This window comes from Paraburkholderia sp. EB58 (genome assembly GCF_050436665.1).
Classification (GTDB): Bacteria; Pseudomonadota; Gammaproteobacteria; order Burkholderiales; family Burkholderiaceae; genus Paraburkholderia.
The window spans coordinates 65,873-84,669 of the sequence record NZ_JBNDMQ010000037.1 but is presented as its reverse complement, the minus strand read 5'-3'; the positions used below and the strand labels follow the sequence as shown (position 1 = coordinate 84,669).

The 18,797-nt window shown below is 62.3% G+C and carries 20 protein-coding genes; 18 read left to right on the top strand and 2 right to left on the bottom strand.

The features are described from left to right. Positions 1 to 446: 446 nt before the first annotated feature. Complete coding sequence (locus P3T40_RS36515; protein ID WP_429272558.1) at positions 447 to 695, bottom strand: hypothetical protein; 249 nt, start codon at positions 693 to 695, stop codon at positions 447 to 449. A gap of 122 nt (positions 696 to 817) precedes the next feature. On the opposite strand from P3T40_RS36515, the gene P3T40_RS36510 reads away from it, so the two are divergent. From P3T40_RS36510 to P3T40_RS36475, 8 genes are all read left to right on the top strand, one after another. Next, the gene (locus tag P3T40_RS36510; protein ID WP_429272557.1) at positions 818 to 1,585 is read left to right on the top strand and encodes an HNH endonuclease; all 768 of its coding nucleotides are present in this window, start codon (positions 818 to 820) and stop codon (positions 1,583 to 1,585) included. A gap of 45 nt (positions 1,586 to 1,630) precedes the next feature. Next, a complete protein-coding gene (locus P3T40_RS36505; RefSeq protein WP_429272556.1) occupies positions 1,631 to 2,365 on the top strand; it encodes a hypothetical protein in 735 nt (244 codons plus the stop codon). A gap of 6 nt (positions 2,366 to 2,371) precedes the next feature. Then, positions 2,372 to 3,214 carry a hypothetical protein gene (locus tag P3T40_RS36500; RefSeq protein WP_429272555.1) on the top strand — a complete coding sequence of 281 codons (843 nt, stop codon included), beginning with the start codon at positions 2,372 to 2,374 and terminating at the stop codon, positions 3,212 to 3,214. A gap of 276 nt (positions 3,215 to 3,490) precedes the next feature. After that, a complete protein-coding gene (locus P3T40_RS36495) occupies positions 3,491 to 3,769 on the top strand; it encodes an HU family DNA-binding protein (RefSeq protein ID WP_429272554.1) in 279 nt (92 codons plus the stop codon). Positions 3,770 to 3,818: 49 nt separating this feature from the next. Next, entirely contained in the window at positions 3,819 to 4,607 is a 789-nt protein-coding gene (locus P3T40_RS36490) for a hypothetical protein (protein ID WP_429272553.1), read from the top strand. Between the two features lie 5 nt (positions 4,608 to 4,612). Beyond that, positions 4,613 to 5,098 (top strand): type II toxin-antitoxin system VapC family toxin, encoded by a 486-nt coding sequence (locus P3T40_RS36485; RefSeq protein WP_429272552.1) that lies wholly within the window; start codon positions 4,613 to 4,615, stop codon positions 5,096 to 5,098. Positions 5,099 to 5,286: 188 nt separating this feature from the next. Then, a complete protein-coding gene (locus tag P3T40_RS36480) occupies positions 5,287 to 5,490 on the top strand; it encodes a hypothetical protein (RefSeq protein WP_429272551.1) in 204 nt (67 codons plus the stop codon). A 329-nt stretch (positions 5,491 to 5,819) separates the two neighbouring features. Next, positions 5,820 to 6,104, top strand: a complete 285-nt coding sequence (locus P3T40_RS36475; RefSeq protein WP_429272550.1) for a DUF4148 domain-containing protein — start codon at positions 5,820 to 5,822, stop codon at positions 6,102 to 6,104. Between the two features lie 360 nt (positions 6,105 to 6,464). On the opposite strand, the gene P3T40_RS36470 is transcribed toward P3T40_RS36475, so the two are convergent. Then, a complete protein-coding gene (locus P3T40_RS36470) occupies positions 6,465 to 7,151 on the bottom strand; it encodes a hypothetical protein (RefSeq protein ID WP_429272549.1) in 687 nt (228 codons plus the stop codon). 245 nt (positions 7,152 to 7,396) lie between these two features. Between P3T40_RS36470 and P3T40_RS36465 the strand changes: the two genes are divergently transcribed. The 10 genes from P3T40_RS36465 (at position 7,397) to P3T40_RS36420 (ending at position 18,762) form a co-directional block, all read left to right on the top strand. Next, positions 7,397 to 8,764 (top strand): extracellular solute-binding protein, encoded by a 1,368-nt coding sequence (locus P3T40_RS36465; protein WP_429272548.1) that lies wholly within the window; start codon positions 7,397 to 7,399, stop codon positions 8,762 to 8,764. Positions 8,765 to 8,880: 116 nt separating this feature from the next. After that, positions 8,881 to 9,807 carry a carbohydrate ABC transporter permease gene (locus tag P3T40_RS36460; protein WP_429272547.1) on the top strand — a complete coding sequence of 309 codons (927 nt, stop codon included), beginning with the start codon at positions 8,881 to 8,883 and terminating at the stop codon, positions 9,805 to 9,807. Beyond that, the gene (locus P3T40_RS36455; RefSeq protein ID WP_429272546.1) at positions 9,794 to 10,624 is read left to right on the top strand and encodes a carbohydrate ABC transporter permease; all 831 of its coding nucleotides are present in this window, start codon (positions 9,794 to 9,796) and stop codon (positions 10,622 to 10,624) included. Before P3T40_RS36460 ends, P3T40_RS36455 begins: the two co-directional genes overlap by 14 nt. Positions 10,625 to 10,664: 40 nt before the next feature. Further along, a complete protein-coding gene (locus tag P3T40_RS36450; RefSeq protein WP_429272545.1) occupies positions 10,665 to 11,792 on the top strand; it encodes an ABC transporter ATP-binding protein in 1,128 nt (375 codons plus the stop codon). Positions 11,793 to 11,823: 31 nt separating this feature from the next. Then, the gene (locus P3T40_RS36445) at positions 11,824 to 12,729 is read left to right on the top strand and encodes a dihydrodipicolinate synthase family protein (protein WP_429272544.1); all 906 of its coding nucleotides are present in this window, start codon (positions 11,824 to 11,826) and stop codon (positions 12,727 to 12,729) included. A 37-nt stretch (positions 12,730 to 12,766) separates the two neighbouring features. Further along, positions 12,767 to 14,188, top strand: coding sequence for a diaminopimelate decarboxylase family protein (locus P3T40_RS36440; protein ID WP_429272543.1), 1,422 nt, complete (start codon positions 12,767 to 12,769; stop codon positions 14,186 to 14,188). 102 nt (positions 14,189 to 14,290) lie between these two features. Further along, on the top strand, positions 14,291 to 15,073 hold the full coding sequence (locus P3T40_RS36435) for an SDR family oxidoreductase (RefSeq protein WP_429272542.1): 783 nt from the start codon (positions 14,291 to 14,293) through the stop codon (positions 15,071 to 15,073). Beyond that, positions 15,073 to 15,795: an SDR family oxidoreductase gene (locus P3T40_RS36430; protein WP_429272541.1), complete on the top strand. Its 723-nt coding sequence runs from the start codon at positions 15,073 to 15,075 to the stop codon at positions 15,793 to 15,795. The genes P3T40_RS36435 and P3T40_RS36430 overlap by 1 nt, the downstream gene beginning before the upstream one ends. A 52-nt stretch (positions 15,796 to 15,847) precedes the next feature. Next, positions 15,848 to 17,575, top strand: a complete 1,728-nt coding sequence (locus P3T40_RS36425) for an FAD-dependent oxidoreductase (RefSeq protein ID WP_429272540.1) — start codon at positions 15,848 to 15,850, stop codon at positions 17,573 to 17,575. Continuing rightward, positions 17,572 to 18,762, top strand: a complete 1,191-nt coding sequence (locus P3T40_RS36420) for an NAD(P)/FAD-dependent oxidoreductase (RefSeq protein WP_429272539.1) — start codon at positions 17,572 to 17,574, stop codon at positions 18,760 to 18,762. The genes P3T40_RS36425 and P3T40_RS36420 overlap by 4 nt, the downstream gene beginning before the upstream one ends. Positions 18,763 to 18,797: the final 35 nt, after the last annotated feature.

The window sequence follows — 18,797 nt, the reverse complement described above, 5'->3', positions numbered from 1 at the left end:
CTAGTGGATGCTTTCAGGAATCGGACTGGGCAACTAACCGATCCATGAAAAAATTGGATAGAAATAACCAGCATGCAGAGCAGCCTTCCAAAGCTTGAGAAAAGGGGGCTGCGATCGCCCCGATGCTCTGAGCGGATCCGGATTCATGGAAGCCTGGATGCGCGGGGGCCGCCCTGTTAGCCAAGGCAGGCAGTCTGCGAAGATTCAACAGATTTATCGATAAAATATATAGCAATGCGAAGTGAAGTGGTTTTAATGAAAGCCGGCCATAGTCAACGTGCAAGCAGCTAGTAGACATTATGGCGGTAATGTTCCCTAGTGGAAAGCAGGATCATAAAAACTGACGTAAATATGATCCTGGGTGTGGCAGAATCTGATGTAAGGCCGCCCGCAAACACAAGTGGCGTTGCCGCGGGCTTCACGGCCGACAGGCCGAGAATGATGAATCACTTCGCCGGGGCGTCCTTACCCTGGGGCGGAGGTGGGGAACGACTGTCCCGACCGTTGGCCTTGTCGCCCTCATCCATGTTGCGGTTGACCTCGTTGCGGACCGGGGTGCTGTCGCCAGTCTGGCGGATTGCGTTCTGGATCCCCTGTGCGTTGTCCTGGTCATCGTCAGCCCGGCTGGGCGGGGCAGCGAATACAACGATCGAGCTAAGTGCCACGCACAGGGCGAGTTTTGTTACAGGCTTCATTGCAGCCTCCATCGGGGCAGCTGGCGGGATTGCCATTCCCCAGTATTGGCGGCAGGTCTTTCAGATCGCATGCGACTGTGACGGCATGCGTGCGCTAACGAACACGACTGACGGGGTAGGACATGAGCAAGCGTTTTCGCGGCAAACGCTGTGTCTATTGTGGAAAGTCCGGTCTCTCCGACACGGGAGACCATGTCATCGCGCGGGGCTTTTTCCTGCCGTCTGAGCGCGCGGACCTGCCGCAGGTGCCGGCCTGCCACCGGTGCAATAACGAGAAGTCACGGCTCGAACACCACCTGCTCACGGTGCTGCCTTTCGGCGCGCGTCATGCCGCAGCAGCGCGCACGCTCGACGAGATGGTACCGGCGCGGCTCGAAAAGAACGCCCGGCTGCACCGGGACCTGCTCGGCGCCTGGAACCGTCAGTGGCGCGGCGAGTATGCGCCGCGCTGGACACCGAACATGACCTTGCCGCTCGACAGCCGGCTCGTAACGCGGCTGTGCGAATACATGATGATCGGTCTCGCCTGGCATCACTGGCAGGCCGATCTGGCGCCGCCCAACCAGGTGCGCGCGTCATTTTTCCATCCGCACGGCCTCGACACGCTGGAAAGCGCTTTCGCCAATCCTCAATGGGGCGAGCGGCTTGACGTGAATCTTGGCGGCGGCACCTTCGTCTACCGCGCCGCACAGGACCCCAGCGCTCAGTCACGGACGCTGTGGCGCTTCTCGATCTACGGGATGGTGATGGCGGGTGTACCGGGCCAGCCTGGTGTGCAGGCCGACTCCATTTTCGGGGTGTCGAATCCGCCGGGCACCGCGACGGGCGACGGCTTTACCGGCGGCGAGGGCAACCGGGTCGGCCCACGTGAAGCACGCGGCACGACGTGACACGGTGACGGTCATGATCAACCGGCTGACTGTGGAGAGACAGGGATGACGGGGATGAGTGACTTTGCGGTGACGCTGCTGTCGTCGGCCGGCGTGAGCGTGGTCCTCGGTGGAGCGCTGGTCTGGCTGCTGCGCACCTGGATCGGCGAGCGCGTACGTGGTGCGATCCAGGCCGAGTACGCGGAAAAACTCGAGACCCTGAGAGCGCAGCTGAAGGCCGAGGCAGACCTGAAGCTTGAGACTTACAAGGCGACCCTGAAGGGGCAGGCCGATGTCGAGCTCGAGAAGCTGCGCGCGTCGCTGGCGATCGCCGCAGCCGCACATAGTGCAAAGTACGGAGGACTGGTTGAACGACGCTTCGAGGCGATCGCGTCGGTGCATGCGCACCTACTGCGCGTGCATGGTGTCCCACAGGCAACCCTGCTTCGGCGCATTGACCCACGTGCTCCGGACAGCGAAGACGACTCGTTTATCGACGCCTTCCGTGCGTTCAGCTCTGCCTATCAGGATTGGCGGATTTTCCTGCCCAAGCGCACGGCAGACCGGATAGATGGAATCATGGGCGCGCTAACAGAGGGCTACGCCTTGGTAGCCACGACGCTCGCCTCGGGGAGCCGCCCAGATCTGCGGCGCAAGTTACAGGAGCGGTTCGGGGACATGGGGTGGGAACTTTCGGCCGCCCTGGCGGATCTGGAAGCGGAACTGCGCGCGCTGATGGGCGACGAACCGGCGTCCGCACAGCCGGTCACGGGTGCGCCGCCTCTGCCTGCATCGGAGTAGCGCGCCGTGCCCCGTCCGAGAATCGAATGGACCGACACGCAGCTGCGCGCCATCATGCGCGCGCTGGCCGCGCTCGACCGCGATTTCCCGCTGGACAACGAGCGGTTTCTTGACGCGCTGATCGATGAGGTCCGCATGCTTACCGGCCGCCTGTACGGCGCGACGACCTATTCCAGGCTGCTGCGCGATGTCGCGCCCCAGGTGGGCGTCAGCCGGAACCCCAGTTCGCAGACCCTCCAGAAGGCAATCGGCCGCGCGCAGTCGCTGGCACCGATACCTGCGATGGGGAACGCGGAAGCAGGGCCCCCCGTCGACGTGCTCGCATGGCGCCGGGCACTCGAGCCGGTGGTCCGGGACGCGCTGGTGCCGCTGCATGCGCTGCTCGCCCGGCAGCAGGGTACACAGGCCGCCCCGCGCCCGGGTGACGAGGTGGGCGGCGCCGCGGGGCAGCTTCTGCGCCTGCAGCTCGCCGAGGCGTCGCTCGCCGACGCGCACGCCCGCGTGCGCCGTCTCGAGGAAGAAAACAGCGGTTTGCGCCGCGAAGCCGCGCAGGCCGAGGCACGCGCGACGGTCGCCGAGACGCGTATCGCCGGCTTGCTCGAGGAGCTGCAACGGACGATCGCCGCGTCGGCGAGCGGGGCTGGCGCGCTGGCGAAGGCAGCCGGGCAGCTGGCCGGCACCGAGCGGTTCCTGAAATCGCAGAACGACGCGGTCCGGCTCCAGGCCTCCGCCGAAGCGGACGCGCTGCGTCGTCAGGTGACGCAGCTGCGCGAGCGCGTCGATCACCTGCTGCTCGACAACGAACAGTATCGTCGTACCCTTTCGGGCCGGCAGCCGGGCAATCGTTGAGTGCGCGGTATACCGGTGCGCGCTGGGGTCTGGGTATCAGGCCGCATTTTTCCTGCCTCTCCCAGATATCTCAAATCGCCACTCGTGAAAAGTACAATTATCAGCTGTGGTGATTTTGTGCCAGCGTGCTCTTCTGCCGGTGGCGATGTGCGGAAAACGCGGAGAAGGGCGGGGCGGTCAGCTGCAATACGATGGGCCGATGGGTTGCCTGCGATTTGTCTGTCGGCCGTGCGGTGCGGTAGTGTGTGCATGTTTCCTTAACCCCACGGGCAGCAGATGAACAAACAGGAACTGATTGACGCGGTCGCGGCGACCACCGGCGACAGCAAGACCGCGACCGGCGCGGCGATCGATGCGATCCTCGAGACCGTGACACGCGCGGTCACCAGTGGTGAGGCGGTCCAGCTGATCGGCTTCGGGTCGTTCTCAACGGGTACGCGGGCCGCCCGGGTGGGTCGCAATCCGTCGACAGGCGCAGAGATTCAGATCGCGGCGGCGAAAACGGTGAAGTTCACCGCCGGCAAGGCGTTCAAGGACACCGTCAACGGCAAGTAAGCTGCGCAGGTCGGGAACAGAAGGGGATTGAGCAGTAGACGGTGGCCCAATGAGCGGCGACAATTCTGGTATGGAAACGAACCCGATCACCATTTCGCTGCAGGATGATTCGCCGGGCTATGAGATCAGCCCGGCGCGTGTTCCTTTGACGACGCTGGCGTCTTTTGCGGGCGACGTCCGTGATTTTCTGAAGGGAACCGAGAAGGACGGCGACGCGGATGCTGCGGAAGTCGCTGTCGTCCACGGCTCGCTTGCCGTCCAGTCGCCGCACTTCGCGTCGCCCAGCCTCATCCATGACCTCCAGATGCTGGCAACCAGCTCTGACCTCGGGCTGATCGATCCGAAGCGGCGTGCCGTCGTTCAGCGCTGGCAATCATCGGCGCACAAAAAACCCTCGATGAAAATCAGGATTGAAACTCGACAGGGGGCTGTGATCGCGATCTCGAGTCAGACAAATTTTCGCGCTGAGAACGAGCAGCGCCTCGTGAGTGTCGAGCGCTATATCCGCGGGGAAGTGGTCGATCTCGGCGGTGCCACCCAACCGAATGCGCACATCAAGCTGCCCGATGGCAAAACGCTGGTGGTGCGCACGGACCGGGACCTGATCCGCTCGGAGACGGAGAACCATCTCTACAAGCAGGTGCATCTGCGTATTCGCGCGAAGCTGGACCTGGAGACCGGCGATCTGAGCGAAGCCCATCTGGTTGAGTTTGTCCATTACTCACCGCAGTTCGACGAGGCGGCATTCGCACGTCTGACTGCCAGGGGTGACGAAGCCTGGAAGGATGTGGACGATGCGGCCGAATGGGTACGACATATCCGGGGGGCGACCGATTGAACTCCGTGTTGCTCGATACAAGCTTTCTGATCTGTTTGAGTAGCCCCGCCCGACCCCATCATGCACTGGCCAAAGAATACTTCCGACGCTTCATTGGTGCGGGCGTCACCATGCACCTGTCGACTATCGTCATCAGTGAATACGAGGTCAGGCAGCGTGTGACCGACCTCGGGTTGGCCAACTTCATCGTGCAGCCATTCAATATCGATGAGGCCATCCTTACGGCGCAGGTGTTTTCGGTCATGCATCCGGCCCGAACGGCCGACGATGAGCGCGATGCAGTTAAGGACGACGCGAAGCTGCTGGGGCAGTGTGTGATCGGCGGCATCACCCATTTTGCGACCGACGACGCCAAGTGCGTACAGCGCATCGGCGCGGCACGTAAGCAAGGACTGATTGCCGGGTTACCCCGTCCGATCAGCCTGCATGCCCCCTTCTTTGAAGGCTGGTTCTCGAACGACAATCAAGGCGACTTCTTCAAGGGGAACTGAACGGCGGTCGTCAGTCGAGCGACATACGGGCAGGCAGCAAGCATGCGGCGGTCACGCGGCCATGCCCGCTAATGCCGGAACCGGCCACCTGAGAAGAGACGCATATCGGCGCACACCGGTCCTTTCTTCACGGAGAGGCAAGATGGCCAGCAAGCGCTTCAGGGGCAAACGTTGCGTGTACTGCGGGCGTGTCTGACACCGGTGACCACGTCATCGCGCGGGTTTTTCCGCCGTCCGATCGTGCGGATCTGCCACAGGTGCCTGCCTGTTCCGCGTGCAACAACGCCAAGTCGCAGCTCGAGCATCAGCTGCTCACGATCCTGCCGTTCGGCGCGCGCCATTCAGCGGCGTCGCGCACGCTCAACGAACTCGTTCCGGGGCGCCTCTCATGAAACGCCCGTCTGCACCGGGAGCTGCTGGACGCATGGAACCGCCAATGGCAGGGGGCCTACGCACCACGCTCGACGCCGGAAGTGAAACTGCCGCTCGACAGCACAAAGGTCACCCGCGTGTGCGAATACATGATGATCGGGCTTGCGTGGCATCACTGGCAGCGAGAAGCAGCACGCTGGCAAGTAATCACACCCGGGAACTGCAATCAGGCGAACAGGCCATTACGGATCCAACTTGCAAGATCGTCCCTAACAACTAAACTCTAGTTGCTCACTGCGGGAGGGAGTGTGTGCAAGAGAACAGATTCCGTCCTTGGAGGTCAGCCATCATGAAATTATTGCTCTACGCACTCTTTACCCTCTCGGTTCTGGCCGATCCGGCCGCATCGTTTGCTCAGCAATCCAGTCCCATCATCACGCGGGAACAGGTGAAAGGAGAACTGACGCTACTCGAAAAGGCCGGCTACCATCCCGGCCGCCGTAACTACAACTATCCGGACGACATCCGCGACGCGCAAGCACGCGTCGCTGCGCAGAACCGCGCGGCGTCGCCCCAAACCAACTACAGTCCCGCGGTTGGCGGTTCGTCACAATTGGATGTTCCCAGCAAATGACCGTGTGCAGCCGGATCGTTTCGACCACTCAAAAAAATCAATTAATCTTTCAGCCGAATCGCTATCCGCAGTCACCGGGCTTCCAATCCTCCCGACTTAAGCGCCACGCTCTGTTCGGCGTAAATAATGAGATAGTCCATGACATAAGGGCTCGGTTCGCGAGGTCATCCGACTCGCCTTGGGGAGGGCTGTGTCCACAGAGCATACCGGTAGTCGCTGACTAGCAGGGCAAGCTCGCCGTGGCAATTGGAATGGACTGAGAAGCGGGCGCGGTTCGAAAAGCGCTGATTTTGCGTGACACGAACGAGGGTCATCATCCCTCCCGATAGGGCCCGATTAGTTAGCAATGTAATCCCCGCGTCAGCTTCGCTGCGGCTGAAGAGGGCTGAGGCCGAGGAGCATCAGCCAGTGCGGATGGGCCTGGCCGGTCATCAGTTCGCGCGGATTCTTGCCTTGGCGCTCAGCCCGGCGGCTGCGTACGAAGCCCCGATGGTTCAGGAAGAAGCGCAGCAGGTCGAGGTGTGGGGTGCCCAGATGGCACCTTAGCGTGAAGTAGTTGCGCAGCCGCGAGTTAAGATTTTCCACCAGTGAACTGCTGCGCGGCGTGCGTTGCATAACCTGCGCCACGGCCGCGAAGACGGCTTGGAAATGGCCGCCCAGTTGGGATTGCAGCCCGCCCCAGAGCTGCCAGTACGCGGGCGAGGTCGTGGGTTTGCGGTGCAGCACGCATGCGGCGCGCACCAGATCGTCAGGGACGCCCGCGGCCTGCGCGATTCCCGCGAATTTCGTATCGAGCTGGCCGGCGAACGCCGCCAGGTTATCGCGCTGGTTCTGCAGCGCGACGCGCACCGGGCGGATGCGGCGTGGATCCAGTAACTCACGCCGTCGCAACTTATCGACCACGAAGTCGAACAGCATCTGCCGGGTGGCAAGCACCGGACCCACCAGAGCCAGAATGTCATGACTGAGCCACTGGGTGAGCGTGCGCACGTCACGGGCCAGTCCATCCGCCTGCGATCGCGGAAACAGATAAACGGCCGGCGCCAACGCTCCGATCGAGTGACCTGCAGTGCGTTAGCGCTCAGCCCGCCTCCACATTTATCTCGACTGCCTTTTTCATTGGCGTACACGTGAGAATCTAAATGTGCGCACGGCGAACTAAATATTACGCAATTTACGCGAAAGTTCAATTTTTCGTGTCGATCGCCCAAGTTCCTATTGTTTCTCAATTTCTTGTCGTGTATAAATACGCACATTCGTGCGACAGGCGCACTAAATCGAGGACATTGGGTATGGCGGTCGACAGAAATCGGAAGCAAGAAACGGCGAGTCATTCGGAAAAGCGACGCAGCCTGCTTAAATTGGCGGCGTCGGCGGGTCTCTCGGCCACGGTGGCGGGTCTGCCGTTCGGCCGAGTGGCATTCGGCGCGGAGCCGATCACATTGCGCTGGTGGTCGACGCAAGCCGCGCCTGACCAGCTCAAGGCTTACAAGGCGCAGATCGCCGGTTTCATGGCGGCGCATCCGGGCGTCAAGGTCGTATTTGAAGCGACGTCCGATGAGGGGTATCCCGCGCAACTCGCCGCAGCCTTCGCAGCGAACCAGGTGCCGGACATCATCACGCACCTGCCTTCGTACGCAGCGCAGACGTATTACGCCGACGGTCTGGTCGAACCTATCGACGACGTCGTCGCAGCCGTGGGCGTAGACAAGTACTATCCGAGCGCGAACGACGTTTTCAAGACCGCTGACGGCAAGCTGAGCGCGACGGGTCTCGCGAATACGGCCGCCGACGTGTTGTGGATCCGGCGCGATCTGATGCAAAAGGCCGGTGTCGACAAAGTACCTGAGACATGGGACGAACTACGCACCGCGTGCAAGAAAATGCAGGGCGGTCGCATCTATGGCGCACCGTTGCCGTATGGGCTGAACAGCATGACGTCGCTGATCATGCTGGGTTTTATTCACCGGGCTGGCGGTCAGGTGTTTACGCCGGATTTGCAGGTTACCATCGATAGCCAGGCGACGCTCGACGCACTCGACTTCTACAAGTCGATGCGCGAATTCTGCCCTCCTGGCGCGACCGGGTATAGCTGGGGTGAGAGCCTGACGGCCTTCGTCTCCGGGTCGACGGCGACCGGCATTTATGGCGGCCGTGTGCTCGACAACATTGCGACGCAGAACCCCGGTATCGCGGATTTCGTCACGTGCGCGACGTACCCGACCATCTCGAAGTCGGTGCAGGCATGGACCTATAACGACTTTCCGTGCATCTTCATTCCAAAGAAGGCCAAGAACATTTCGGCTTCCAAACTGTTCGCAGAATATCTGTTCGATCCAGCCGGCTACATTGCCGAATTGCTCGGCGCACCCGCGCATCTGTTGCCGGTGCTGAAGACGATTGCCGCGGATCCGCGTTACGCCAGTAACCCGATTATCAAGAAGTATCCGAAGGAAGTGGCGCTGATGTCCGCCGCCGCCGCATCGGGTCACAACCTCGGCTATGAATCGCCGGCCCATAAGCCAAACCGGCGCGCCAACGAGATTGTCGCGAGCAACGTCCTCGCCGAGATGGTGCAGCGCGTTGTGCTCAACAACGAGGCGCCAAAGCCGGTGATCGGCGCCACGGCGAAGAAGCTCGAAGCGTTGATGAAAGCCTGATAGAAGCGCCTGGATTCCGCCCGCGAATCTCAGGCGGTATTTACCGCGCTTCTACGCCAGTCACCGTCCGTGCTGCCTAGGGATTAGGCAGCGTTGGACACGTTACGGAAATACGCATGGCTACAGCTTCATTGCCCAGCATGGGCGTCCGTTCGCTCGAATCGACTTACAGCCGGCTCGGCATTCTGCTGATCGCGCCAGCGATGCTGCTGCTGATCGCGACGATCGTGTATCCGCTGCTCTACGCGCTGTGGCTCTCGCTGAATTCGGTGTACACGCCGACCCAGCAATCGTCGTTCGTTGGTCTCGCCAATTATCGCGACATGCTCGGCTCGTCGACGTTCTGGTTCTCACTCTGGGTGACGATCGTCTGGACGACCTCTACGCTAATTCTGCAGATTCTTTGCGGCGTGGGCATGGCGTTGCTGCTGAACGAAAAGATCCTGTTCCGGTCTGCGGCGCGCAGCCTCGTACTCTTTCCGTACTTCGTTTCGACCGTAGTCGCAGTGCTGGTCTGGCGCTGGCTGTTCAACGACCTCTACGGCTTGCTGAACCAGGTGCTGCTCGAATTGCACATTGTCGATGCGCCGGTCAACTGGCTCGGCCAGATGCCGAACGCGATGATAAGCATCGTACTGGTAGGTACGTGGAAGTACTTTCCGTTTGTCGTGATCGCAGTGCTGGCGCGCTTGCAGACCATCCCCTTGTCGCTTTACGAAGCGGCGCGCATGGACGGCGCGGGCCCGATCGGCCGCTTCTTCGACGTCACCTTGCCGCAGTTGCGGGAGGTACTCGGCGTAGTGATCCTGCTGCGCATCATCTGGGATTTCAAGGAGTTCGATCTGCTTTATCTGATGACCGGCGGCGGTCCGGTCAACCAGACGCGCTCCGTACCGCTGCTGGTCTATCAACAGGCGTTCGGGCTGAACCAGATGGGCGCCGCGTCCGCCTCGGCGGTCGGCATGATGGTGGTCATGGGCGTGCTGATGGCAGCGTATCTCTATCGTTCGCAACGCACGAGGAGTAATGATGCGAGCCGATAAATTCAACCCGTGGGCCTCGCTCGTGACATGGGTGATCGTGATCCTGATGGTGTTTCCATTGATCTGGATGGTGCTCACCTCGATCAAGCCGCAAAGCGAATTGTTCGTTTTCCCGATCAAGCTGCTGCCCGAGCATGTGACGTTCGAACATTACCGGCGGCTGATCGAAGACACGCCCTTTCTGGGCTATTTCTGGAACTCCGTGATGCTGTCTGTCGCGACTACGGTGGTGGTGATGGCCGTGGCGACGCTGGGTGGCTACAGTCTCGCGCGTTTCAGGTATCGCGGCCGCGAGACCGTCGCCGTGGCGGTGCTTTGCACGTATCTGATGCCGTCGGTCGTGCTCATCATCCCGCTCTACCTGATGATGGTGAAGCTCGGACTCGAGAACACGCTAACCAGCCTCGTGATCTCCTACACCACCTTCGCATTGCCATACGCGCTGTGGTTGCTGCGCTCGTTCATGGCCGGCATTCCGGAAGATCTGGAGGCCGCCGCGCTCGTCGACGGCGCCGGACGGCTCGGCGCGTTCAAGGACGTGATCCTGCCGCAAGCGCTGCCCGGCATCATTTCGACCGCCCTTTTCACGTTCATTCTGGCGTGGAACGAGTATCTGTATGCGCTCGTCATGGTCAATACCGACGAAACCCGGCCGCTCACCACCGGAGTGATGAACATGCTCGTGTCGTCGTTCAACATCGAATGGTCGTTGCTGATGGCGGCCTCCGTGATGATGAGCGTCCCCCTGCTGTTCTTTTTCGCCTTCCTGCAGCGCTATCTGACAAGCGGCTTCGGCGCGGGTGGCGTGAAGGGATGAATACCGGCAATACCAGGCACATGCATTCTGGAGCAGATCAATGGCAGCAGTCAGTTTCAAAAACGTACGCAAGGTCTTCGGCGAAACCGTATCCATTCCGTCACTGGACCTCGATATCCGCGACGGCGAATTCGTTTGCCTGCTCGGGCCTTCGGGCTGCGGGAAGACGACCACGCTGCGCATGCTCGCGGGGCTTGAACAGCCGACTAGCGGCGCGATCCATATCGGAGGCCAGGAAGTGCATGAACTGCCGCCGGCCAAACGCGATATCGCGATGGTGTTCCAGTCGTACGCGCTTTATCCTCATTTGACGGTGGCCGAAAACATCGTCTATCCGCTCAAGAAGCGCGGCGTGCCGAAAAGCGAATGGCCGGCCATGCTGGCCAATATTGCGCAGTTGCTGCAACTCGAACCGTTGCTGGCGAGAAAGCCGAAGCAATTATCCGGTGGGCAGCAGCAACGGGTTGCACTTGGTCGTGCACTGATCAGAAAACCCAAAGTGTTTCTGCTCGACGAGCCGCTGTCGAATCTCGACGCAAAACTGCGCGCGCATATGCGGGCGGAACTGATCGAGTTGCATCGGCGCATGGGTACAACAACGGTCTACGTGACACACGACCAGCTCGAAGCGATGACCATGTCCACGCGCATCGCGGTGATGAACGGGGGCGTGCTGCAACAGTTCGGCACGCCCGACGAGATCTATTACCGCCCGGCGAATCTGTTCGTGGCGGGCTTCATCGGCACGCCGGCAATGTCGCTGATCGACGGCGAATTGCAGCGGGACGACAACGGTTTCGCGGTGCGTGCCGGCGGACTATCGCTGCGGCTGCCGCATTCGGCGTTGCGCAGCGATGCGGTGAGCGAGGTGGCAATCGGCTTACGCCCGGAGGACATCGTGCTGGGTCGCGGCACGCATGGTGCGCGCATCAAGGTGGTCGAGCCGACCGGGCATGAATCGATCGTGCTGATGGAGTGCGGCGGCGCGACCTTCTGCACACGGATTGGCAGCGACGTGCCGCTCGCCGCCGAACTTCGCGCCGGCCAGGATGTGCCGTTCGACGTCACGCTCGCCCGCACGCACGTGTTCTGCCGGCAGAGCGGTCTGCGCCAGAACCGTGACGACACCAACGTCACCGCAATCAAGCGCACCCGCGACGCAGCATGAAAATCGTTATCAATGACCACGGGATTTTTGAATGAACCGAGATAGTGTGAACTGGACCGGCGCGATGCCGGCTATCACGACGCCGTTCGACGACAGCGGCAGGATCGACGAACGCGAATTGGGCGACGTCATCGAACGGCATCTCACGCTAGGGGCAACCGGCGTAGTTGTGGGCGGCTGTACCGGCGAATTCTGGGCGATGACCGCCGACGAACGCAGCCGGCTGTTCACAGCTTCGAAAGCGGTGATCGGCACGCGCGGCACGCTGATCGCGGGTACGGGCATGATCGGCGTGGAAGACACCATCGCGCTGACGATGCAGGCCGAAAAAGCGGGCTGCGACGGTGCGCTGATCCTGCCGCCTTACTTCGTCAAACTGACAGACGACGAAATCTATGCACATTACGCCGATGTCACGGCTCGCATCGGCTTGCCGGTGATGCTCTACAACATTCCCGGTAACGCGGTGAACTACCTGACGCCAAAGCTGGTCACGCGCCTCAGCCAACTGGAACGCGTGGTCGCCGTGAAGGAAAGCTCGGGCGACTGGAACAACTTCTACGGCACTTTCCTTGCCGTGCACGAAAGTTTGCGCGTGTTCTGCGGACCGTCGTCGGTGTTCGGCGTGCCGGCGGTGGAGCTGGGTGCGGACGGTGTCATCGACTGTTTCCCGAACGTGTGGGACGAAGGCGGCCAAACGCTCTTCGAAGGCACGCGCGATGGCGACCGATTGCTTGCCGCGCGACTTCAGGCCACGGGCCGGCGCTTGACCGATCTGTTCACGAGCGACGGCCGCACGTTGTATCCGTCGACCAAGGCCGCGATGGACCTACTCGGCATTCCCGGCGGCGGCAAGCCGCGCGCACCGTTGCGCGCGCTCAGCGCCAGCCAGTGTGACGCGCTCGCTGCCGGCTTGCAAGCCGAAGGGCTGCTGTAGAGCGGGCATGCATACAGACATCAGCAAGGAGAGGGCAATGAAGGAACATCAGACGGATGCGAACCCCTGCGGTTTTTCCGTGCAATACGGCAAGTACATCGGCATCGGCGCGAACGGCAACTTATGGGTCGATGGCTGCGACGTGCAGGCGCTCGCGGAAACGCACGGCGCACCGCTCTACGTCATTTCAGAAAACGAATTGCGCGACCGTTACCGGGCGTTTCGCGACGGCTTTCTCGCCCATTATCCGCAGGTCGAAATCCTGTTCGCGAACAAGTCGAATAACGGTCTCGCGATTCGCCACATTCTCAATCAGGAAGGTGCGGGTGGCGATTGCTTTGGCGTGAACGAGATGTATATCGCGCTGCTGGCAGGCACCGATCCGCAGAAGCTGGTGCTGAACGGCTCGAACAAGCAGGACGAAGAACTTGAGATGGCGATTGCCAACGGCATCTGCGTGAACATTGACGCGATGGACGAACTGGATCGCATTGATTCCATATCGAAACGGCTTGGCAAGAAAGTCGCGATCGGCATCCGTTTGAAGCTCGACCTGCTGCCGCTCGCCGGACGCACCGGCGTGGCGATGCATGGTCCCGGCACGCTCAAGGAGCAAAGCGACTCCACCAAATGGGGCATGACGCGCGAGCAGACGGTCGAGATCGTGAAGCGTGCTCAGCAGATGCCGAACATCGAACTGAAGGAAACGCATTTTCACCTGAGCCGCATGTCGAACGATCCGGAGAACTTCGCGATCATGGCGCGCGAGATGATCGTCTGGTCGGGCTTCCTGCGTGATCAGACCGGCTGGACGCCGCCGTGCATCGATATCGGCGGCGGCTGGACTTTCGGCAAATGGTACGGCACGGGGCCGCGTTCACAGATCGACGACAGTGCCGCGCCCACGCCGGAAATCTACGGCCGTCTCTGCGGAGCGGCGATTCGCGAGGAAGCCGAGCGGCTCAGTCTGCCGCTGCCGAAACTGCGCATCGAACCGGGCCGCGCGATCTCGGGACCGTCGGGCGTGGCGGTCGGACGGGTGGGTGCGATCAAACAGGGCACAGCGAAGAAGTGGGTGAATCTCGACTTGTCGACGAATCATCTCTCGTGGGCCTCCGCGCTCGAGTGGTATTACCACGCGGTCGCCGTCAAGAACACGGCGCGCGAAGCGAACGACCACGTCGATCTGGTCGGTCCGCTCTGCAACTCCGATGAAGTCGGCGCAGACCGGATGATGCCGCCGCTCGAACGGGGCGACTTCGTTGCGTTCCTCGATGCCGGCGGTTATACGGAATCGGGAGCTGCGCGCTATAACGCACAATTGCTGCCGGCCACTGTGCTGGTCGCGGGCGACACTGCGGAGATCACCACGGTGCGCGAGCAATGGCGCGATGTCGCGGGTCGTTTCAAGGTGCCGCCCCGCTTGCTGGCAGCGTCGTTTGCGAAGCCGGTGAAGTAAGCCGCCCAACAGGCTGGTGCAAGAGGCGGCCGGATCAACGGCGCGTCATGCGGCTCAACAGGAAACCGGCCGGCGCACGATGCGCTGGCTAGCGGAGACGTTATGGACTTGGGTATCAGAGGACGCCGCGCAGTGGTGTGCGGCGGCAGCAAGGGCTTGGGGTTTGCGGCAGCGCGTTCGCTCGCGCGGGAAGGTGTCGACCTGACACTGGTTGCCCGCTCGCACGAAACACTGGAGGTTGCCGCGCGGCAGTTAATCGCCGAAACCGGTGTGAAGGTCGACATCATCAGTGCCGACCTGGGCACGCCCGAAGGACGCGCCCAAGTCGTGGCGAAAGCGGGTGTCGTGGATATCCTGGTCGCGAATCCCGGCATTCGTCAGGTTCCCGACGACTTCCGCACCCTCTCGCGCGAGGCGTGGGACGGCTGGATGGAAGCCCATTTCTTTTCTTCGCTCGAACTGATCCGCGCGCTCGTTCCGGGCATGAGCGAACGCGGCTTCGGCCGGATCGTCAACATGTCGGTGAGCTTCATCAAGTTTCCGCAGGTCGGCTTCGCGCCTAGTCACGCCGCTCGGCTGGCGCTGGCCGGTGCCATTGCTGCGATGGCCCGCGAGTTGATTCCGCATAACGTGGTCATCAACAGTGTGTGTCCGGGACTGTTCGAAACCGATGCACTCGTCACCAACCTGCACGGTCACGCCGCGCGTGGCAACACGACGTTCGAAGCCATTGTGGAAAACCGCCTGAGCCATTGCCCCGCCGGCCGCTTTGCCGATCCGTCCGAATGCGGCGACCTGATCGCGTTTCTGTGCAGCGCGCAGAACGGCTTTATGACGGCGCAGAATATCGTCAACGATGGTGGCGTTTATCAGGGGCTCTTCTGATGGCTCAGGTCAGCGGAGAAGGACGCATCGTGATGCTGTCGGGCGCGTCGCGCGGCATCGGCGCTGCCATCGCGGCGCGTCTTTATCACGAGGGTTATACGCTGTCGCTCGGTGTGCGCGATGCGGCGAAGATCGATCCGGCGCTTGCCGCGGATACGGCGCGCGTGCTGGTCACGCGCTACGACGCATTCGACGCCGCCTCGCCGGTTGCGTGGGTCGCGGCAACGCTCGAACGCTTCGGCCGGCTCGACGTGTTGATCAACAACGCGGGCATCCTGCTCGAAATCACCTTCGACCGTGGCGATGAAAGCGCGCTCGACCAGATGTGGGAAGTCAACGTGAAGGGGCCGTACCGCACGATTCGCGCCGCCATGCCCGCGCTGAAGATGAGCGGCAGGGGCCGCGTCATCAACGTTGCGTCGACCGACGGCAAGCGCTACCGGCCCACCGATTCCATTGGCTATTCGATGACCAAGCACGCGGTGATGGCGCTCACGCACGCCGCGCGTTTCGAGGGTTGGGAAAGCGGCGTGCGCGCGACAGCGGTATGCCCCGGTGCAGTGAATACCGAGCTGATCGCGAAATTCGCGAGCGCGAGCCCGGTGGCCGATCGGCTGAGCCCAGAAACGGTTGCTGATACTATCGCCTTCTTGTTGTCGCTGCCGAACAATGCGACCGTGGCGGAACTCGTGCTCAATACCCGCCTGGAGCCGTCGCTGTGAAGCGGGCCGTTTTTTCTTGCTGGACGCATCCCGACCTACGCACCGATCGACCATGACTCAAACGATTGCTATCGAGTTCGAAGGAAAGACCCTGCAGGCGCGACCCGGCGAAACCCTGGCGGCGACGCTGATCGGCCATGGTGTGCAGGACTTTCGGACTACCGTGTCGGGTCAGCCGCGTGGCGTGTTCTGTGGAATGGGCGTGTGCCAGGACTGTCTGGTCGAAGTGGACGGCGTCGCCAACCGGCGCGCCTGCATGACGAAGATCGAAAAGCCGATTACCGTGCGGCGCGGCGCGCATGGACGGCCTATGACCGTGCCGCCTTCGTCTTCCAGCGCGACCGCATCAGGAGCGTCGGGCGTGTTTCCCGGTGTACGCGAACCTGAACTGCGCGAGCCGGAATTACTGGTGATCGGTGCGGGACCGGGCGGATTATCGGCGGCGCTGTTCGCGCAACGCGCGGGCGTCGACGTGACCGTGCTCGACGAACGCAGTTACGCCGGTGGTCAGTACTACAAGCAACTGGGCGTATCGGAGCAAGGCGTGGTGCCTGCCGATGCGCAACATCGCCGTGGCGCGGCGCTCATCGAAGCCGCCCGGAAAGCAGGGGTCGAGATCATTGCTGACGCGTTGGTCTGGGGCGCCTTCGAACCGAAAGAATTCATCGCAACGGTGCGCGGGCGATCCATTCGCTTTCGTCCCGCCGCTTGCATTGTGGCGACCGGCGCGTACGAACGTGGCTGGCAAGTGCCGGGCTGGACGCTGCCAGGCGTAATGACGACGGGCGCCGCGCAGACCCTGTGGCGCACGTCGCGGCGCTTGCCGGGCCAGCGCGTGCTGATCGCGGGAAATGGGCCGCTTAATCTTCAACTGGCGGCGGAGCTGCTGAGCGGCGGCGCTAGCGTCGCGGCGGTGGTGGAAGCGGCGCCCGCGCCCGGCCTTGCCTCGCTCGATTCGCTGCTGACGATGGGGCTTGCGGCGCCCGCGCTCGTCGCTGAAGGTCTCGGCTATCAGCGGACGGTGAAGCGGCGCGGCGTGCGTGTCATCAACGAAACAGTGATCGAGGGCATCGAGCAAACCGCGGGCGGACTCTCCGTGACGCTGGCGCGCGTGTCGGGCGAGACGCTGGCTCAGCGCATTGAGGTGGATGTGGTGTGTCTAGGCTACGGCTTCGAGCCGGCCAACGAATTGCTTCGCGCGCTGGGTTGCATCCATGACTTCGATGCGCGTCGCCGGCAACTCGTGACACGCCACGATGACGCGGGCCTGACGAGCGTCGCGGGCGTCTACGCGCTCGGCGACTGCACGGGTCTAGGCGGCGCCAAAGCGGCGCTCGCCGAAGGTGTGGTCGTGGGCGCGGCGGTGGCCGCGGTGCTCGGCCACGCACCGGCCGAGCCGCTGCTGCGTGAACGCGCCCGCGCAGTCGGCGAACTGGCGAGGCAACGCCGCTTCCAGCACGCGCTGTGGAACATCTACGCGAGTGCGCTGAACGCGCCGAAAGTACGCTGCGGCGATACCGTGATTTGCCGCTGCGAGGAAGTGACCTTCGGCCAACTCGATGCCGCGCTCGACGAAGGCCTCAGCACGGCCGGTGCGATCAAGCGGCGTACGCGTATCGGCATGGGGCGCTGCCAGGGCCGCTACTGCGCGCCCGTGCTCGATGAGATTGTGTGCGAACGCTTCGGCCGCTCGCGTGACGAGATGTCCGGTTTCGCTCCACGGGTGCCGGTCAAGCCGGTAACGATCGCGGAATTGAGCGGGCGCGGTAGCGATTCATGAAGGCTATCTGGATGGACGAACTGCCGCGCCGAAACACCGATGTCGCGGTGATTGGTGCGGGTATTGTCGGTTTGTGCCTGGCGGGCTTTCTCGCGCAGCGGGGCCGCGATGTCATGCTGATCGACGCGGGCGGGTCCGCCGCGTCGACGGCCAACGCCGGCAGCTTGCACGTGCAGATGCAGAGCCGTTTCATGCGGCTTTTCCCCGAGCGGGTGGCCGGTTTCGAACAGCAGTTGCCGCTCTATCCGAAGGCGGTCGAGTACTGGCGAGAATTCGAACGTGCGATTGGGGCCGATTTCGAAATGAAAGTCTCCGGTGGATTAATGATCGCCGAGACGCCCGAACAGTTCGAATTTCTCGTGACCAAGAGCCGCCGTGAGCGCGAACTCGGCCTGTCGGTCGAGTTGCTCGAGCGCGCCGATCTTGAGCGGATCGCGCCCTATCTCGGTCCGGCCGCGCTGGGCGCCGAGTTGTGCGCCAACGAGGGTAAGCTCAATCCGCTCAAATGCAATGCGCAGGTGAGGGCGTGGGCGGTTCGCATGGGCGTGACGATTGTCGATCGCTGCAAGGTCGAGCATCTGCGCGCCGCCGTTCCGGGCTACACGCTCACCACCGCGCTTGGCACGCTCAACGCGCGCCAGGTCGCCGTCGCGGCCGGACCCGGTGCGCGTGCGTTGATGGAGAGCGTTGGCGCTTACCTGCCGGTCGAGCCCGAGCCGTTGCATATGAATATCACCGAGGCCGCGCCGCCACTGATCCTGCATCTGGTCCAGCACGCGGAACGGTCGATTACGCTCAAGCAGTTGTCGACGGGCCAGGTGGTTATCGGCGGCGGCTGGCCGGCGAAACTCGCGCCCGGGTCCGGCTATCCGGTAGTCGATCCCGTGAGCATGATCGGCAATGTCTCGCTGGCGCAATTCATGGTGCCGTCGCTTTCGCAACTGCAGATCATCCGCACGTGGGCCGGGCTGAATTCGAAAGTGGATGGGCGTGGCGTGTTGGGCGAGATGCCCGGCTTGCCCGGTTTGCATGCTGCGATTCCTGGCGACGCCGGCTATACGCTTGGACCGCTAACCGCGCGCTTCGTCGCGGATCTGATAACCGGCTGCGATCCGGGCGTGGACATGCAGCCTTATTCACCCATGCGTCTACAACAGGAAGAATTGCGGGCGCTGGCCGGACAATAAGCGTCGATTTTCATCTGCGTTGAAGCTTGAAAGCA

Bases quoted from the DNA above. Each gene is read 5' to 3' on its own strand.
- P3T40_RS36515 (WP_429272558.1), bottom strand. From the start codon at position 695: ATGAAGCCTGTAACAAAACTCGCCCTGTGCGTGGCACTTAGCTCGATC.
- P3T40_RS36510 (WP_429272557.1), top strand. From the start codon at position 818: ATGAGCAAGCGTTTTCGCGGCAAACGCTGTGTCTATTGTGGAAAGTCC.
- P3T40_RS36505 (WP_429272556.1), top strand. From the start codon at position 1,631: ATGACGGGGATGAGTGACTTTGCGGTGACGCTGCTGTCGTCGGCCGGC.
- P3T40_RS36495 (WP_429272554.1), top strand. From the start codon at position 3,491: ATGAACAAACAGGAACTGATTGACGCGGTCGCGGCGACCACCGGCGAC.
- P3T40_RS36490 (WP_429272553.1), top strand. From the start codon at position 3,819: ATGAGCGGCGACAATTCTGGTATGGAAACGAACCCGATCACCATTTCG.
- P3T40_RS36475 (WP_429272550.1), top strand. From the start codon at position 5,820: ATGAAATTATTGCTCTACGCACTCTTTACCCTCTCGGTTCTGGCCGAT.
- P3T40_RS36465 (WP_429272548.1), top strand. From the start codon at position 7,397: ATGGCGGTCGACAGAAATCGGAAGCAAGAAACGGCGAGTCATTCGGAA.
- P3T40_RS36460 (WP_429272547.1), top strand. From the start codon at position 8,881: ATGGCTACAGCTTCATTGCCCAGCATGGGCGTCCGTTCGCTCGAATCG.
- P3T40_RS36455 (WP_429272546.1), top strand. From the start codon at position 9,794: ATGCGAGCCGATAAATTCAACCCGTGGGCCTCGCTCGTGACATGGGTG.
- P3T40_RS36450 (WP_429272545.1), top strand. From the start codon at position 10,665: ATGGCAGCAGTCAGTTTCAAAAACGTACGCAAGGTCTTCGGCGAAACC.
- P3T40_RS36445 (WP_429272544.1), top strand. From the start codon at position 11,824: ATGAACCGAGATAGTGTGAACTGGACCGGCGCGATGCCGGCTATCACG.
- P3T40_RS36440 (WP_429272543.1), top strand. From the start codon at position 12,767: ATGAAGGAACATCAGACGGATGCGAACCCCTGCGGTTTTTCCGTGCAA.
- P3T40_RS36435 (WP_429272542.1), top strand. From the start codon at position 14,291: ATGGACTTGGGTATCAGAGGACGCCGCGCAGTGGTGTGCGGCGGCAGC.
- P3T40_RS36430 (WP_429272541.1), top strand. From the start codon at position 15,073: ATGGCTCAGGTCAGCGGAGAAGGACGCATCGTGATGCTGTCGGGCGCG.
- P3T40_RS36425 (WP_429272540.1), top strand. From the start codon at position 15,848: ATGACTCAAACGATTGCTATCGAGTTCGAAGGAAAGACCCTGCAGGCG.
- P3T40_RS36420 (WP_429272539.1), top strand. From the start codon at position 17,572: ATGAAGGCTATCTGGATGGACGAACTGCCGCGCCGAAACACCGATGTC.